The sequence below is a fragment of the Treponema socranskii subsp. socranskii VPI DR56BR1116 = ATCC 35536 genome, assembly GCF_000468115.1.
In the GTDB taxonomy this organism is placed as follows: domain Bacteria; phylum Spirochaetota; class Spirochaetia; order Treponematales; family Treponemataceae; genus Treponema_D; species Treponema_D socranskii.
On the sequence record NZ_AVQI01000001.1, the window covers coordinates 1 to 16,220 of the forward strand.

The window sequence follows — 16,220 nt, forward strand, 5'->3', positions numbered from 1 at the left end:
ATATACCGAAAGGGTATATCGCGCAACGCAAATGAAAAATAAATGCAAATAAAAATAAATCGGAGATATATCATCAGTGTCGTAAGTACAACAGCGAGAGGTAAAGACCTATTAAAATTATTATTAAAACAGCCGAAAATCGACGGCAACAATAAGGAAGTTATCATAAAAAGAAAATTGTAACATATACCGTAGATACAGGGTTTATGTAATTGGTAATGAGTAATTACATATTAAACGGAAAAAACAACGTTTTGGAGAAGTAATAATAAAAATGAAAACGATTTTCTTTGCCGTTTCGGCGCTTGCCCTGTTCGTAATGACTGCGTGTAAAGATCCGAGCGACGGTACGGGAACACTACCCGAAGCTCCCTTTGTCGAAGGCGTCTCATTCATCTTAAGTCCCGATAAGCGCACCATCACGGTTAAGGTAAAAACCGCCGTCGGTAATGTTACGGTAGAAGGCTGCGAAGAAACGACGCTTACAAGCGATACCGAAGCCGAACTGCATGCACAAGGCACAAGGGTAACGCTGAAAGGCGATATCACCGAGCTGAAATGCGACAACAATCAACTCATCTCTCTTAACGTGCAGGGCTTAACCGCTTTGAAAAGTTTGGAGTGTGTCAACAATCGGCTTACCGCTCTTAACGTGCAGGGCTTGCCGGCTTTGCAAGAGCTGGAATGTCGCAACAATGAGCTTACCTCTCTTAACCTGCGAGGCATGACCGCTTTGCAAGGTCTGTGGTGCAGCGGCAATAAGCTTACCGCTCTTAACGTGCAAAGCTTAACCGCTTTACAAACGCTGCGGTGTAACGGCAACCTGTTTACCGAGCTTGACGTGCACGGCTTAAAGACTTTGCAAAATCTGTCCTGTAAAAACAATAAACTTGTCGCGCTCAACGTGCAAGGTTGTACCGCTTTGGAGGAACTGGAATGCGATGCCAATCAGCTTACCGAGCTTAAGGTACAAGGCTTAAGGGCTTTGCAAACGCTGCGCTGTTACGACAACCGCCTTACTTCTCTTGACGTGCACGGCTTAGGGGCTTTGAAAGAGCTGGAATGCAACGACAATCTGCTTACCGCTCTTAACGCGCAAGACTGTACAGTTTTGGAAAAGCTGCACTGCCGTAAAAATCAGCTTACTGTTCTTAACGTGCAAGGCTGTACCGCTTTGCGAGGGGTGGACTGTTTGAGTAATAAGCTTGACGCACAAGCATTTACAAAGCTCTTTAGCGATTTACCGCAGTCGATCATTTATGCGTACTGCTATCTGTACACCGAAGAAAAAGGTGTTTCAGAAGGCAACTGCAAAGATTTTACAAATTCTCCGGACTTGAAAGCAGCCTTTGAAAAAGCAAAAGATGAAAAAAAGTGGACGATGTATAAGATTGATACAGACAAAAGTATGGTTGAGATTTAATGTAATTAACGGGTAATGGAACATACAAAGTTCCGGGCTGCGTGACTCGGAGATGCGCGCGGCGATGTACGGTTTTTTCGGCACGGAGGATAAAAAAATGAATACGCGAAACGCCCTTTGTATCGCGGCGCTTGCATTTATTTTGAGCACGCTTAGCTGTGTACCGCCTTCCGATTCTTCAGTGTCTCATATTACGATTACCGTACGCGGAGGAGAACACGTACGTATTATAAAAAATTCTTTTACCGTACCGGCGGGTCTTACATGGGCCGGTATTCTTGCATATGCGGATGGGTGCGTAAATTATGACGATAGCTGGGAGTTTAGTCTTTGGCGGATCGGGAACGAAACGGGACCGGAATTAAACGGTTATTATCAAGATATCTCCGTTGATGAGGATACGACCGTCTATGTCCAAGCGCAGGAAGCCGCACAGGAAATCGAAGACGGCATTTCGCTCATCCTGCATTCCGATGTATTGGCCGATCCCGATAAGCCGAGGGGAATTAAAATTAAAGTGATAACCGCCGATAAATCGCCTATCAAAGTAGAAGGCTTCAAATGGAAAAAACAACTGACGGCAGAAGAAGCGGCAGCGGAAGAATTGTATCTGTATCCGGAACGTACAAAGGTTACGCTTCGGGCAAAAAACATTACGGAATTCTATGTCGGACGCTGGAACATTGAATGGCAGTGCGGCGATTATTATCCTAATCATATTACCGGCATCAATGTACGGGGCTGTCCTTCTTTGAAAAAACTTGACTGCAGTTGTAATCTGCTTACCTCTCTCGACGTACAGGGTCTGAAAGATTTGGAGGAACTGCATTGTCAGGAAAATAACCTCACGTCTTTGGACGTGCAGGGGTTGTCCAAGCTCCGGGTTCTCGGCTGTACTCGGAATCGGATCAGAGCGCTCGATGTACAGGGATTGCGTTCTTTAAAGCAGCTCGACTGCAACGGTAATCGGATTAAAGCGCTCAACGTGCGGGGCTTGCCTTTGGAACTTCTCTATTGCGCTTCCAACGGCATCGATTCCCTTGACGTGCAGGGGTTGCCGCTCAAAAAGTTCTACTGTCCGGGAAACGATCTTACCGTACTCGACGCGCAGGGTTTGCGCTCTTTGGACTACTTGGCGTGCGACGGAAACGAGCTCACGCAGCTCAATGTGCAGGGCTGCACTTCTTTACAGCAGCTCATTTGCCGTGACAATCGACTCACTTCGCTCAACGTCCAAGGCTTACGCGCATTGAAATACATGGACTGCAAAAGAAATCCGCTTACGTCCCTCAATGTGAGAGACCTCGGTGTTTTGAAGACTCTTGACTGCAGTGAGAGCCGGCTTGCGTTTTTGAATGTGGAAAATTGCGCTGCGTTGGAAGAACTGCATTGTGAAGACAACCGCTTAGCTTCGCTCGATGCAAGCGGATTGAGTTCTTTGAAAAAGCTCCATTGCTACAGCAACTTCTTAAATGCGGACGCTTTTATAAAAATCTTTACCGCGCTGCCGGAACGGACTGCAGCCGATAACGGGGAATGCGAACTCTTTACCGAACGCCCCGGTGTCACCGAAGGCAACTGCAGGAATTTTACTTCCCCCCAGGCATTAAAAGACGCGTTTGTTGCGGCAAAAGATAAAAAGCATTGGAAGATGTATAAATACAATAAAAACGGAAATCAGGATTCGGCGGGTTAAGGGAGTCTGCGTTTGTTCGGCAGAAATTAATATTTTCCGCCGGTTCGGCGTTGCGCACCGGCGCGTCCTCTGCTATAATGGCGCTATGACACGGGAAGATAACGCTGCGTCGCGCGCCGTACGCCGTTCGACGCTTAAATCGATCAACGCGAAAAAGAAAGAGCGCATCAGACAGATAAAAGCGAATTACGATTCGGAAATCCGCGAAATAAATATCAAATACGCAAAGGATCCCGAACGCTTGCGCGCAAAATACGCCGCCGACGACTATGCGAAAAGCGAACGGGCGAAGCGGCGCGCCGAACGCAGAATAGCGCAGGAAAAACGCCGCATCGAACTGCGCGGAAAGGAACGGCAGTTTTCGCTCGGTGAAGAGATCTCCAGCGCGATCGTACAGGGACTCGGCGCGCTCGTATCGGTTGCGGCGACCGCCGTCCTTGCCGACCGCGCTCTAACCCATGCGAACGGCGCGCTCCGCGTGCTCTACGTTTCCACATTTGTCTGCAGTACGGGATTGATGATCGTCATGTATATCATGTCAACGCTGCACCACGCGCTCGTGCCGGAGGGTGCAAAAGAAGTGTTCGATCGTCTCGCTCACTGTTTTGTCTTTCTCGTGCTCGGAAGCGCATACACGTCGTTTATATTGATTTTCGCGCGCAGCGCCGGAGGCTGGGTGCTGTTCGGTCTCGTGTGGGGAACTGCGATCGTCGGTATCGTGCTGTATGCGGTATGGGGCAGCGAGTTGAAAATTGTCAATATCGTATTTTATTTTGTCATCGGCTGGACAGGGCTCTTTCTCATGCGACGGTTTTACCTCGAACAAGCGCTGCGAAGTTTCGTGTACCTCGTCGTTTCGGGTCTTTTATACAGTTTGGGATGTACCTTTTTTCTCTTACGTAAAGTCAAATACATGCACGCCGCCGGCAACGCCCTTATGCTCTTGGGAACGCTGTACTTGTACGCGTCTCTGTTCTTTTCCGTCGCATGAGCTTTGCCGATAACGTGTGTGAAGTTTCGCTCGATCGTACTATTGCCATATCTTCAAACGGCGCAGTTTTTCGTTCGGCCTACGCCGGACAGGAGCACCGCGAAGTGTTCCGTTCGCTCTCTTTTGCGAAAGCCGTCTCAAGTGCGGATACTGCGAACGGAACGAGCGTGAGCGAGGGGCGGATGGCCGGATCGCAAAACCGCTCCGTCCGAAAAAGGATTTTTCGATAAAAATATCTGCAATAAAATAAACATTATTTTATTTACTATCATCAAATGATAAAATGAATACGCTATGACTACGATACAAGCTGTTTTTTAAACACTTACTATAACCGTCGGTTCGGCGATCCGATGTCGCTCCCGTTGCTTTCGGTTACAGTCCCGCCTTTTTCGCGTCATTCCAAAACGCATCTTCGTCTTGCAGGTGATCGCCGTCCATCGGAATGCCGGCCTCTGTCATCCGCTCTTCGATGTAAGCAAAGCGCCTGTAAAACTTGCGGTTCGCTCTGTCCATCGCGGTTTCGGGATCGACACCTGAGTGCCGCATATAATTGACGACGGCAAAGAGGAGGTCGCCGAATTCTTCTTCGAGGTGCAGCGCCGCGCGTTCGGCCGGACTCATGCGATCGCTCGGTGCGCTTTGCGGCGGGGATGCCGTATGTGTACCGGCTGCCGCCTGTGAGCCGGAAGTGCCGTCCGCAAACTTTGTATCATGCAGCGCTTGGGATGCTTCCCGCACTTCTTCAAGTTCTTCGTACACTTTTGCCGAAACACTTTCGATCGATTGCCAATCGAAGCCTTTTTTTGCCGCTTTTTTTTGCATCTTATACGCGCGGAGGATGGGAGGAAAACCTTCGGGCACTTCGTCGAGGATCGTTTTCACGCTCTTTCTTCCTTCGACATTTTCTTTGATCCTGTCCCATTGATTTAAAACCTGTTCGCCTGTCGTCACTTTTTCCGTCACTTCCGACATGCCTTCGCTCTGCGGAAAAACGTGCGGATGCCGCCGTATCAATTTATCGGTGAGTTCGTTGAGGGCTTCCGCGACGGAAAAATCGTTTTGCTGTTCGTACATATACGCGATCATCGACGCGTTGAGTATGACGTCTCCGAGCTCTTCTTTTGCATGCGCCGCATCCCCTGTCGAAACGGCGTCGACGGCTTCGAAAGTCTCTTCGATCAGATCGCGCCGCATCGTGAGCGGCGTCTGCTCTCTGTCCCACGGACAGCCGCCCGGCGCGCGAAGCGTTCGTATCGTTTCGTACAGCCGCTTGTACGCCGCCGCCGTCCTGTCTGCGCTTGTATCGTTTTGTATATCGCTCATAGTATAATCCTTAACAATTATTAAGTCAAATGTCGAGTTTTGAAAATATTAGCAAAAGATATGCTTTCGGCGAAAATGACCGGCATACAATCTTTGTAGACGCATGTGAACGCGGCTCTCACAGCGGAATCCCCGCTTACGCTCCGGTTGTGCTTTTAAAGCAAAACTTGCGCAAGCTGAACGCACAAAGTCGCACGCGTGTCTCCCGCTGTTACGCCGCATCCCGCACACGTCAAGCAGTTCTGGTATACGGTCGCAACTTCGCTGTAAGCATAATTTTATTTATTTTCAAAACTCGCCATCTAATGTATTGCCGGTGAGGGTACGGAGCGATACCGCGCCGGCACACGTATCAGTCGGCGGACACTTTTTTCTTACCCCACGCCGCGACGAGTTTTGCCGGATCGTTTGAAAGAATTGCTTCGATAAACGGGATCGCCGCTGCGCTAAACGTCTGCGCCATCGTTATGCGCTCGTCGCTTGTAAAAGGCGAGAGCACGTAGCCGGCGACGTCGGGATTGTCCGGCCGCCCGATGCCGAAGCGGAATCTCCAAAAATCCGCCGTATTTAAAACGGCTTTCGTCGAACGGAGCCCGTTGTGTCCGCCGAGTCCGCCTCCTTTCTTTAAGCCGATCGTGCCTGCCGGAAGTTCAAGCTCGTCGTGCACGACGAGTATGTGATCCGCCGTGAGTTTGTAAAAGTTTGCGAGTTCACCGATGCTTTCACCAGACGCGTTCATATAAGTTTCGGGCTTTAAAAAATATATCGCGTCGGAAGCGGTTCGGGCGTTTGAAGTGCCGAGATGATATTCGTCCGCCCAAGAAGCGAGGCGGGATGCATCGAGCGAACAAAAAGCGCCTTTGAATTTATGCTGCCACGAAAGGCGGTGTGCAAAGGGCAATGAATCCGCAAAAAGCCACGCGGCGTTGTGGCGCGTATTTTCGTATGTGCGCCCGTAATTTCCGAGAAAAGCGACAAGCCGAATCATAGACGGAGTATAGCACAAAAACGGCGGAGTGGGAAATCGGACGGAAAAAGCTGCATATTTACGATAAAACTCATATCACTTTTCCTTTTCTTATCTGCGATATATAGCGGTAGATACTTGCCTGTGAACACTGCAAACGTATCGAAGCTTTGTTGACGGCACCCTTTAAAAGAAATATACCGTTTTTTTCAAGCGTCGCGATGATATGTATTCGCTCTTCGGCGGTAAGCCGTTCCGGCTCCACGCCTATTTTGGCAATTTCATAATCGATCGCATCGGCGGCAACGTCTTCCGCCATATTGTGAAATTTTTCGGTGCTGTCGGCATTTATACCGCGGCGTGCGGTTTCGGCACTGTAGTATTTTTCGATAAAGTGATCGGGATGGCAGAGATGTAAAACCGTATCTTTGAATTCCTGATATCTAGTGTCGTCGAAATTGATGCAGAGCATTCCGAGCAATTTTCCGTTTTCTTTTATAAATTGCGTACAGGAGCGAAGATTTTTTCCGCTTATTGAAACGCCTTGATAATGAAGACAGTAATCCTGTTTGAGATAAAGCTTTTCTTTTATGATTTTAAGCGCAAAATTCGTCAACGGTGCGCCGATTTCACGACCGCTGACGTTATTTGCAATAGCGATAACGGATTTATTTTTATCGGTTAAATCGTGAAGCACGATTTCATAATCCGGCCCCAGCGCATGTCCGAGAAATTCCGTCAATAATACATACTGTTGTAATATGGAATTCATTGTGTCCTTCTTTGTCTCATATATTCTAAGTCGAGTATATCAGATTTTTATCGCGTCCGCAAATTATATCGCAAATGCTTGCATAATTATTATATAGATAATAAATAATTCGCAATATAATAAAATTATACTATAAATTTACGGTAAATTGCAAGAAAAATACAAAAAAACGATAATTTTATTTTTTATTTGACAGATATTTATACTCGTGATAAAATTATATCACAAATATACCGTATTTGCGATACGGATACCGTAAGACAATTGAGATTGTACCGATCAATATCAGCAGTGTTATAGGAGGTATTTTATGGAAAACGGTAAACGGTTGGAATTCCGAGGCGGCAGTTTTTGCGCTTTGATTCCTTTTGTAATTTTTATCGTCATAACAATTTCACTGTCGTTTTTTAATGCAGCTGATTTAAATATGATGATCGGTGCCGGCGTTATCGGTTTGTTGGCAGGTATGGTGTTCGCAAAGGATATCAATTATTATTGGGATACCGTTCTTGAAGGACTCGGATCGAAAGTCGGTATGACGGCGGTGTTGCTTTGGCTGATAGTCGGTATTTACGGCAACATCCTTAAAAGCGGGCATATCGTAGAAGGACTCGTGTGGCTCAGCGTCAAACTGAACGTAAGCGGTTCGGCCTTTACCGTCGCTGCCTTTGTTTTTGCCGCTGTCTTCGCTATGGCGACGGGTTCCGGATTCGGAACGATCTCTACCATGAGTTTTATTTTGTATCCTGCAGGTATTTTACTCAGTGCAAATCCCGCCGTCCTTGCCGGTGCGATCCTTTCGGGCGCTGCGCTCGGAGACAACCTCGCCCCCGTATCGGATACGACGATTATCGCGGCGACAAGTCAGGAATATATCAACAAAAACGGTACGGCAGATATCGGCGGCACCGTACGTACGAGGACGAAATTCGTGCTTATCGCCGCCGCCATCGCAATCGTTCTGTTTTTTATCTTCGGCGGTGCGGGGCGCTCGACGGATGCGGCGCTTGCAGAACAGCTTCTTGAAAAATATCAAAATCCTGCCGGTCTCTTGCTTCTGATCCCGACTATTCTGGTTATCGTGTTAGCGGTTAAGGGCGGCAATATCTTTGTCGCGTTGGGAACGGGTATTGTGGCTGCGATCGTCATCGGGCTGAGCTTCGGTTTATTCGATTTTTCTGCCGTCGTAGCGTTACAGGGCGGAAAGCTTAGCGGCGCAATTCCGGAAGGCGTGGCGGGTATGACGACCGTTTCCATTTTATTGATAATGGTCGTTGCAATGGGCAATCTTTTAATAAAGAGCGGCTGCATGGATCAAACGGTAGATTGGTTGAACAGCAAAGTTATCAAATCTTCCTGCGGCGCCGAGCTTTCGATTTTCGTCCTTTCAACCGTATTCGGTATTTTAATCGCCGCTATCAATACGATTGCAAATATCTGCGTCGCGCCTTTTGTCAATGTCATCGGCAAAAAGAACGGTCTCCATCCGTACAGACGCGCAAATATTTTAGCAACGACGATCTGTTCGTTCCCGTTCTTCCTCCCTTACGGCGGCTGCGTACTGCTGCTGCTGGGCGGATTGTCCAGCATGAAAGATGCGTATCCGTTTTTACCGAGTCTTGCCCCTACCGATATGCTGTTCACCGCATTTTACAGTTGGGGTATTTGGATAGTCATGCTTGTCGCCTGTATTACGGGATGGGACAGAACTTTTGAGGGTGCCGGAGGAGAAACCGTTAAAACAAAATCGAATTGACGGTATTGTACCTTGGAATTTTTCGATGCGGCAGTTTGAAAATCAATAATTACCGTTTTCACTGCTGCCGCATCCTAACGGAGGAAATATCGATATGCATGCTTTGACAAAGATGATAAAAGACGATATGAAGCCGGCTCTCGGCGTAACGGAACCGGGAGCTATCGCATTTGCCGTTGCAAAGGCAAAACAGTATGCAACGGGAGAACTGATCAAAGTTCATGTCGCTATGAACAGCGGTATGTATAAAAATGCGTTTACCTGCGGCATCCCGAACAGCAGCGAAGTCGGGAACGTTTTTGCTGCAGCGCTCGGCTATGTCGCGGGAAATGCGGATAAAGGCTTGGAAGCGCTTGCAGATGTCACCGAAGCGGATAATGCCGAAGCACATCGGCTTGTCGATGCGGGAAAAATCGCAGTCGCTTTGAGCGGCATAACAAGCAGAATTTTTATCGAAGCGACGGTACAGACGAAAAGCGATACGGCTGTTGTAACGATTCGCGATTCCCACACGAATATCACGAAAATAACGGTAAACGAAAAAACCGTTTTTGAAGGAGAGGGCGAAAAAGAGGGAGAAAGCGAGCAACACGAAGAAGCTCATGCGATTCACACGTATACGCTGCAGCAGTTATATGAATATGCATCCACTGTGGACTATGATGAAATCGCTTTTATTAAAGAAGCGTATACGGTAAACTTAGCGCTGTTTCATGAAGCGATAACGAATCCGCGTACGACGTTTGCCAAACGCTTGCTCAAAAATAACGGCGGCAAAGAGATTTCCGATGATGAACAAAAGACTGCGACGCTGTTTTGCAATGCTGCGATTGAAGCCCGCGTAATCGGTCTCGATAAACCTGCGATGAGTATTACCGGTTCGGGTGCGCACGGGATTATCGCAACGATGCCGCTGTATGCCGCTTGCAAAGTTAACGGATATTCGGAAGAACAGTTGTTGCGGGCTACGGCGCTCAGCTATCTCGTGTGTATGTTTATAAAAGAATATTCGGGGCGGCTCTCTGCGTTTTGCGGGTGTGCGATTGCAGCGGGATCCGGAGCCGCATGCGCTCTTGTTTATCTCCGAGGCGGGAACGTTACAATGATGTCCCATACGCTGAATAACATCGCGAGCAGCATTACCGGCATGATTTGCGACGGCGGAAATCAGGGGTGTACGATGAAAGGAATTGCCGCCGTCGACGATATCTACAGAAGCGTCGATTTTGCGATGAACGACATCTATATCGATGACGTGCACGGTATCAACGGAAAGACACCGGAAGAAACTATGAAAAACATGGGATTGATAGCATCGCCCGGTATGGTCGGAACGGAAAAAGTAATCGTGGAAATTTTTGAAGATAAATTAAAACGATAATCTTCTGAACGTAATCGTCAAATATAAAAGGCGCCGATTGATTCAAATCTGAAATCATCGACGCCTTTTTTAATAATTGTTATACACTGCTCGGTTGCCCTTTATAGCCGTATGCGGCTTCCGCTTTCTCGCATCACCCTCGCTTTTTCCACAGCATGACGCGCATCGAATTCGCTACGGCGAGGAGGGCCACGCCCGTATCGCCGAAAACGGCAGTCCACATATTTGCGATACCGAAGGCCCCGAGCGCCATAATGCCGATCTTTACGATGAGGGAAACGACGATGTTTTCGGTGACGATGCGTACGGTTTTCCGTGAAATCGAAATCGCATCCGCTATCTTTGCCGGTTCGTCGGTCATGATGACGGCGTCCGCCGATTCTATCGCAGCATCGCTTCCGAGTCCGCCCATCGCGATCCCCGTGTCGGCCCGCGCGAGTACCGGTGCATCGTTGATGCCGTCGCCGGCAAAGAGGAGCGTCGGACGCCGCGGTTTTTCGCCGAGCTCCGCAAGCAGCGCTTCCACTTTATCGACTTTATCTTGGGGAAGGAGTTCCGAAAAAACGGTATCGACTCCGATTTCGGACGCGACTTCTTCCGCCGTTTCTCTGTTGTCGCCGGTGAGCATGACGATTTTTTTGACGCCGAGCTTCCGAAGCTTTTTGACGGCGAAGGCCGCGTCGTCTTTCGTTTGATCGGCTATGACGATGTGTCCCGCATACAATCCGTCCACTGCGACGTGTACGACCGTTCCGAAATCGTTTAAGCTGCACGGAACGATGCCTTCTACCGCGTGCGATTCCATGAGTTTCATATTACCGGCAAGTACGCGCTTTCCGTCGAGGACGACGCTGATGCCCTCTCCGCTTATCTCTTCCGCATCGGCGATCTTTACGAGATTGCAGCATGCTCCGGAATGCGCCGCTTTGATCGAATTCGATATCGGATGATTCGAATAGGTTTCCGCATGCGCCGCGATTGCGATGAGTTCGTCCGCCGGTATGCGCTCTTCGTCCGTCGGGTGAACTCCCGTAACGGCGAATACGCCTTTTGTTAAAGTTCCCGTTTTATCGAATACCGCCGTCTGTGTCCGCGCAAGCGTTTCGACGCATTCGCTTCCTTTGATAAGGATGCCGTTTTTGCTTGCCGTTCCGATGCCGCTGAAAAATCCGAGCGGCACCGATATGACGAGCGCGCAGGGGCAGGAGACGACGAGAAAGATGAGCGCGCGGTACACCCACGTGTGCGCATCACCCGTGATGAGGGACGGAATGAGCGCAAGCAAAACCGCCGCTACGCACACGATAGGCGTATACGCTTTTGAAAACCGTGTGATAAAGCGTTCCGATTTCGCCTTTTTTTCCTGCGCCTTTTCGACCAGTTCGATGATGCGCGCGGCGGCCGATTCTCCGGCGATCTTCGTCGTTTCGATTTCGATCACGCTGTCCGTATTGATCGCGCCCGCCATAACGTCGCTTCCGACGAATACGCGGCGCGGCACCGCTTCTCCGGTAAGGGCGGACGTATCGAGAAACGATTTCCCCTGTACGACCGTGCCGTCGATCGGAATGCGCTCCCCCGGTTTGACGAGTATGGTTTCGCCGACGTTCACATCGTCGGGCGATACTTCGATTATTTTATCGCCGCGTTTTACGAATGCTTTGTCCGGCCGGATTTCCATGAGCGATTGAATCGAATCGCGCGATTTGTCGACCGCTTTGTCCTGTGCGTATTCGCCGATTTGATAGAGCAGCATGACGCCGACCGCTTCGGGATATTGACCGACTGCAACGGCTCCGAGAGATGCGACGCTCATCAAAAATTTTTCATCGAAGAAATTTCCTTTAATAATATTTTTTACCGCGTCGATGACGACGCTCCTGCCGCACACGAGGTATGCTGCGAGTAAAAGTACGATTGAAACGAGTTCATCCGCCGACGCGAATTTACCGAGCGAAACATCGATCGCCCTGAAAGGATGCGCGTGTTCGACGATTAAGCCGAGTGCAAACAGCACCGCCGCAATGACGATTTCACGGACGCTTAATTCGCTCTCTTCTTCATGTTCATGTTCATGTCCGTGTGTATGTCCATGTTCGTGTTCGCTTTTGCAGCATGCATGACAGTGACATTCGTGACTCATAGCTCCTCCTAATAAAAACTTTTGCAGGAAATATCAATTTCCGAAAGAGTTTTTAGCCGTGCGCGCTTCTCGCAACGAGGAGCTTCGCTCCGACGTTTCAAGCGAGCGCACACGTTTAATAACCCGAGTTTGTTGAAAACAAACTCGTACGAAAGAAGTGCGGCGCAATTTCAGCCGTACTTCTTTCGCTCCTCCTAATAATAAATTTTATTCTTTGTAAGTCGAAAGTCGAAAAATGCTTGACGCATTTTTCTTTTATCCGATGCGCTCATAAATCCTCCGCACTGCTCGGATTTATTCGCTTATATGTTCGATGCCTTGGCTTAAAATCGTCGTTACGTGGCCGTCGGCGAGGGAATAGATAAGCGATTTTCCGTTTCGCGTATATTTTACGAGACCGTTCGTTTTTAAAATACGCAGCTGATGGCTTATCGCCGATTGCGTCATTTTGAGAACGCTTGCGATGTCGTTTACCGCCATATCCGATTCGAGCAGTACAAACAAAATCTTTATGCGCGTCGAGTCTCCGAAAATTTTAAACAGTTCCGCCAAATCGAACAGTTCGTCTTCATCAGGCAGTTTGTTTAAAATATCCTGAAAACGCTTGTCGCTTTGTCCGCCGTCACTCTTTTTTTTCGCCACGCCGATTCTCCATACGCGATTTGTTTTATTATAAAACAAATGAACAACTGTTCATATATTAGCAGTAAAAATGCTGTTTGTCAAGTAAAAAATAAAAAGGCCGTCGCAAAAGTTAGTGACCTTTTTGACAGCCTCTCTTTCGATATAGTTTTATCGATTTTACTTATTTGCAGCCATATCTGCTGCAGTTTTAAGGTATTTTCCCGCGGAGTAGCGGGAGAGCGAAAACTTGTACGGCGTTTCGCTGCACGTGCCGTAGTATTTCGCCTCGTCGCCGTCTCCTTCTTTATATACGCTCACCGTAATCGCGTTGCCGCCTGCCGTTATGACGGTAACGGATTCGCTTGCGGCGGGCAGGACAAAATCGTCGTCGAGCCATGAGTCCGCATTGAGAGTTGCAAGCGATGCCGCCCAACTCGCCGCTTTTTCCGCATCGACGCTTACCGCGCCTTCGCTTCCAGTCCATGCAGCGGGATCGCCCGATTTTACAATCGACAGCACCGTGCTTCCCATGCTTTCGGAAACGGCGGTGAGGTCACTCGTATCGACGGCGTACACCGATTTGCTGCGCAACGCGGCGACGTCTTTTTTGAACGTGTCGCGCAGCGTTCCCGATACGAGGTATATGTCTTTTTTGCCGTCGAGCGTAAGGTAGGACTGCGAACCCGTCGACGACGTTTTTCCTATCGTGAGTGTGCGCACAAGTTCGTTCCCTTTGTATGCCTTTACGACAATCGCATTCGCCTTGTCGATTTCATAACGCTCATCGACCGTATCGTTTCCGGCTTGGGCGACAGTGTCGAGAACGCGTATGTTTTTTACCGCATTGACAAGCGCGTCGGCGGCATTCGTATCCGCTTTGTAGCACCTTTCTCCGACCGTCCAACCGTCATCCGATTTTGCAAGTTCGATTACGGCGCTCGCGTTTTCGATTGTAAGCTTATCGGGATCCGCGCCGAGCGTTTTGTTTTTTATCGAACTTCGCAGAGAAGAGGCGAGCTGCGCGATATATATGCCGAGCAAAAGTACGCACGCCGTCAAAAGAATTATTTTTCGTTTGCTCATTTTGTATCACCTTCCTTCGATTTCGTATCGATGATGCGTGCATCGTTCGGATTGTATTTTGCGCGGATGCGTTCTCGGCGTTTGTTGCGCATGCGCCACACGATAAAGCCCGCGATGACGACGATGACGGCCAGTCCGAATTCGTTGAAATACTGCACGGCAAATGCGAGCGCGCTTCCTGAGTTATGCAGCGTATTGAGCGAAAGCCCTTTCGTACGCATGGCGCAAAAATCGCCGTTGCCGTTCATATAGTCGATGACGTTGCGCGTAAAAAGCGCGACCGGCTCGGAGCTGTTTTCTTCGATGAGCTGCGGACCGGTGATTTCGGACGTTCCCGCGACGAAGATTTTTCCGCTTTGCACGTTTTCAGCCAAGTGTGTTTTTGCCGTAAGCGCTCCTTCTGCGGATGAAGCGGGATCGGAATCGAAAGCGCTTTTGAATTTTCCTTCGGCGAGCGCTGCAAGCGTTTCCGCTTTTTCGACGGACTTGTCGTAGGGCGGCGACATCATCGGACTCAGCTGGATATTGTCCGAAAGCAGCCACGATTTCGGAGACGACTGCACGAGCTTTGTTACTTTAACATCTGCGTTGCTTTCGGCGCCGCTCGTGTCAATTGCGGAGGTTTGCAGAAAAATGATCCTGCCGAGGTTTTCCGTGATCGCGTTCTTTTTTGCAAGCTGTTCGGCAGGGATAACAGGCGCCCACCAGTACGATACGTTTCCGTAATTTTGCTGACGCGCTTTATAACAGTTTTCGTCGAGCACGTAGTTCGTTTCCGGCTTAATGCCGTAAGCGTTTAATAATTTTTCAAGCTTTGTCGAAAGCGGCGCGAACGACGGCGCTTGATAATAGCCTGCCGACTGCGAATCGAAAGGGTCGACAAAAAAGAGAGCGTTGCCGCCGCGCATGATAAACTGATCGATTTTATACAACTCTTCGTCGGAGAATTCCGTTTTCGGCCCGTTGACGATGAGTGAAGCGACATTTGCGGGAATCGCATCTTTTGAAAGATCGATTTCATCGAGTTCGTACATATCGTTTGTAAGCGATATGAGAGGAGAAACTCCGGCCTGCGAATAAAGCGGCGCCTCTCCGTGCCCCGTTACGTAGCCGATCTTCGTCGCCTTTAAGAGCAGGCTTTGAAGACTTTCCGAAAGCGATTGTTCGAGTTCTCCGAGTCCCGCGATGACGTAGCCGATGAGCGATCGCTGCATCGAAAGCGGGATGAGGCGGAACGCGTTTCCGTGTTCCAGCACGAGGCCGATCGCACCCGAGCCTGTCGAACCGTTTTCCGTCGTCCAATTGATGAGCGGTATGCCGAAGCGCGACTGCAGCGTATTCAAATCGGATGAAGAAGGATTTATTTTTTCATAATCGATTCTGCCCATGCTTTGCTTGTTGACGCTTTCGTACGCTTCGCGCACGGTCTTTTCGATATCGTCGAAGCCCCGTATGTCGAACTGTTTGAGCGCATCGGTTACGTAGAGCGTCAGTTTGATGCGCTCGTCTTTCGGAAGACCTGAAAGCACGTTCGCCGCCGAAATCATTTTGCTGATTTTCGTCGTAAGCTTGTATTCGAATCCCTCGGACGACGTGATGCCGTCGAGTGTTTCGACCGAGTCGGCGTAAGAGATGACGAGTCCCATATACGCCTGCTTGAAGCCTACTTCATTGTTTGCGACCTGTTGTATCTGCACTTGCTGCAGTCCGTACTGCTGTGCGAGCGTTTCGTTTTCCGCTTTACTCATATCGACGATCGAATAGGAAAAGTTGCGGTTTGCCGCTCCCTTGTATTCGACGAGGATGTCGCGTATGTACTGCGCGGTCGTGCTGTACGGAGCGGGCAAGTTGCTGCTGAAAAACGCGCGGACCGACAGCGGTTCGTCGAGCGTTTTGACAAGCTGTCTGCTCGCCTCCGACAACGAATAGGATTTCGGGCGTGTCAAATCGAAACGCAAAAATGCCCTGCGCCCGACAAGGTTTGCGAGAATTAATAAAACGATGAGAAGCGCAAAATCGCTCGAAGGGGAGCGAAACCGGTTGATGATTTTTTTCATT

The 16,220-nt window shown here is 49.2% G+C and carries 12 protein-coding genes; 5 read left to right on the forward strand and 7 right to left on the reverse strand.

The features are described 5' to 3' along the window. Positions 1-274 precede the first annotated feature (274 nt). From HMPREF0860_RS00005 to trhA, 3 genes are all read left to right on the forward strand, one after another. Complete coding sequence (locus tag HMPREF0860_RS00005) at positions 275-1,423, forward strand: leucine-rich repeat domain-containing protein (RefSeq protein ID WP_021329284.1); 1,149 nt, start codon at positions 275-277, stop codon at positions 1,421-1,423. 97 nt (positions 1,424-1,520) lie between these two features. After that, entirely contained in the window at positions 1,521-3,119 is a 1,599-nt protein-coding gene (locus tag HMPREF0860_RS13060) for a leucine-rich repeat domain-containing protein (RefSeq protein WP_156001979.1), read from the forward strand. A gap of 85 nt (positions 3,120-3,204) precedes the next feature. Next, positions 3,205-4,110 (forward strand): PAQR family membrane homeostasis protein TrhA, encoded by a 906-nt coding sequence (trhA, locus tag HMPREF0860_RS00015; RefSeq protein WP_021329253.1) that lies wholly within the window; start codon positions 3,205-3,207, stop codon positions 4,108-4,110. A gap of 375 nt (positions 4,111-4,485) precedes the next feature. On the opposite strand, the gene mazG is transcribed toward trhA, so the two are convergent. From mazG to HMPREF0860_RS00035, 3 genes are all read right to left on the reverse strand, one after another. Next, the gene (mazG, locus tag HMPREF0860_RS00025; protein ID WP_021495387.1) at positions 4,486-5,436 is read right to left on the reverse strand and encodes a nucleoside triphosphate pyrophosphohydrolase; all 951 of its coding nucleotides are present in this window, start codon (positions 5,434-5,436) and stop codon (positions 4,486-4,488) included. A 352-nt stretch (positions 5,437-5,788) separates the two neighbouring features. Beyond that, positions 5,789-6,424 (reverse strand): aminoacyl-tRNA hydrolase, encoded by a 636-nt coding sequence (gene pth / locus HMPREF0860_RS00030; protein ID WP_021329275.1) that lies wholly within the window; start codon positions 6,422-6,424, stop codon positions 5,789-5,791. A gap of 70 nt (positions 6,425-6,494) precedes the next feature. Then, on the reverse strand, positions 6,495-7,175 hold the full coding sequence (locus HMPREF0860_RS00035; RefSeq protein WP_021329299.1) for a helix-turn-helix transcriptional regulator: 681 nt from the start codon (positions 7,173-7,175) through the stop codon (positions 6,495-6,497). A 310-nt stretch (positions 7,176-7,485) separates the two neighbouring features. Between HMPREF0860_RS00035 and HMPREF0860_RS00040 the strand changes: the two genes are divergently transcribed. After that, positions 7,486-8,931: a Na+/H+ antiporter NhaC family protein gene (locus HMPREF0860_RS00040; RefSeq protein ID WP_021329283.1), complete on the forward strand. Its 1,446-nt coding sequence runs from the start codon at positions 7,486-7,488 to the stop codon at positions 8,929-8,931. 94 nt (positions 8,932-9,025) lie between these two features. Next, positions 9,026-10,312 carry an L-cysteine desulfidase family protein gene (locus HMPREF0860_RS00045; RefSeq protein WP_021329279.1) on the forward strand — a complete coding sequence of 429 codons (1,287 nt, stop codon included), beginning with the start codon at positions 9,026-9,028 and terminating at the stop codon, positions 10,310-10,312. 133 nt (positions 10,313-10,445) lie between these two features. Here HMPREF0860_RS00045 and HMPREF0860_RS00050 read toward each other — a convergent pair whose 3' ends face one another. The 4 genes from HMPREF0860_RS00050 to HMPREF0860_RS00065 form a co-directional block, all read right to left on the reverse strand. Beyond that, the gene (locus HMPREF0860_RS00050; RefSeq protein ID WP_021329324.1) at positions 10,446-12,455 is read right to left on the reverse strand and encodes a heavy metal translocating P-type ATPase; all 2,010 of its coding nucleotides are present in this window, start codon (positions 12,453-12,455) and stop codon (positions 10,446-10,448) included. A 294-nt stretch (positions 12,456-12,749) separates the two neighbouring features. After that, a complete protein-coding gene (locus HMPREF0860_RS00055; protein ID WP_021329306.1) occupies positions 12,750-13,097 on the reverse strand; it encodes an ArsR/SmtB family transcription factor in 348 nt (115 codons plus the stop codon). Between the two features lie 159 nt (positions 13,098-13,256). Beyond that, positions 13,257-14,162 (reverse strand): DUF4340 domain-containing protein, encoded by a 906-nt coding sequence (locus tag HMPREF0860_RS00060; RefSeq protein ID WP_021329251.1) that lies wholly within the window; start codon positions 14,160-14,162, stop codon positions 13,257-13,259. Then, positions 14,159-16,219, reverse strand: a complete 2,061-nt coding sequence (locus HMPREF0860_RS00065; RefSeq protein ID WP_021329249.1) for a GldG family protein — start codon at positions 16,217-16,219, stop codon at positions 14,159-14,161. The genes HMPREF0860_RS00060 and HMPREF0860_RS00065 overlap by 4 nt, the downstream gene beginning before the upstream one ends. Position 16,220 lies beyond the last annotated feature (1 nt).

Excerpts from the sequence above, each read along its gene's own strand:
- HMPREF0860_RS00060 (WP_021329251.1), bottom strand. The coding sequence starts at position 14,162 with ATGAGCAAACGAAAAATAATTCTTTTGACGGCGTGCGTACTTTTGCTC.
- HMPREF0860_RS00045 (WP_021329279.1), top strand. The coding sequence starts at position 9,026 with ATGCATGCTTTGACAAAGATGATAAAAGACGATATGAAGCCGGCTCTC.
- HMPREF0860_RS00065 (WP_021329249.1), bottom strand. The coding sequence starts at position 16,219 with ATGAAAAAAATCATCAACCGGTTTCGCTCCCCTTCGAGCGATTTTGCG.
- HMPREF0860_RS00040 (WP_021329283.1), top strand. The coding sequence starts at position 7,486 with ATGGAAAACGGTAAACGGTTGGAATTCCGAGGCGGCAGTTTTTGCGCT.
- trhA (WP_021329253.1), top strand. The coding sequence starts at position 3,205 with ATGACACGGGAAGATAACGCTGCGTCGCGCGCCGTACGCCGTTCGACG.
- pth (WP_021329275.1), bottom strand. The coding sequence starts at position 6,424 with ATGATTCGGCTTGTCGCTTTTCTCGGAAATTACGGGCGCACATACGAA.
- HMPREF0860_RS13060 (WP_156001979.1), top strand. The coding sequence starts at position 1,521 with ATGAATACGCGAAACGCCCTTTGTATCGCGGCGCTTGCATTTATTTTG.
- mazG (WP_021495387.1), bottom strand. The coding sequence starts at position 5,436 with ATGAGCGATATACAAAACGATACAAGCGCAGACAGGACGGCGGCGGCG.
- HMPREF0860_RS00005 (WP_021329284.1), top strand. The coding sequence starts at position 275 with ATGAAAACGATTTTCTTTGCCGTTTCGGCGCTTGCCCTGTTCGTAATG.
- HMPREF0860_RS00035 (WP_021329299.1), bottom strand. The coding sequence starts at position 7,175 with ATGAATTCCATATTACAACAGTATGTATTATTGACGGAATTTCTCGGA.
- HMPREF0860_RS00050 (WP_021329324.1), bottom strand. The coding sequence starts at position 12,455 with ATGAGTCACGAATGTCACTGTCATGCATGCTGCAAAAGCGAACACGAA.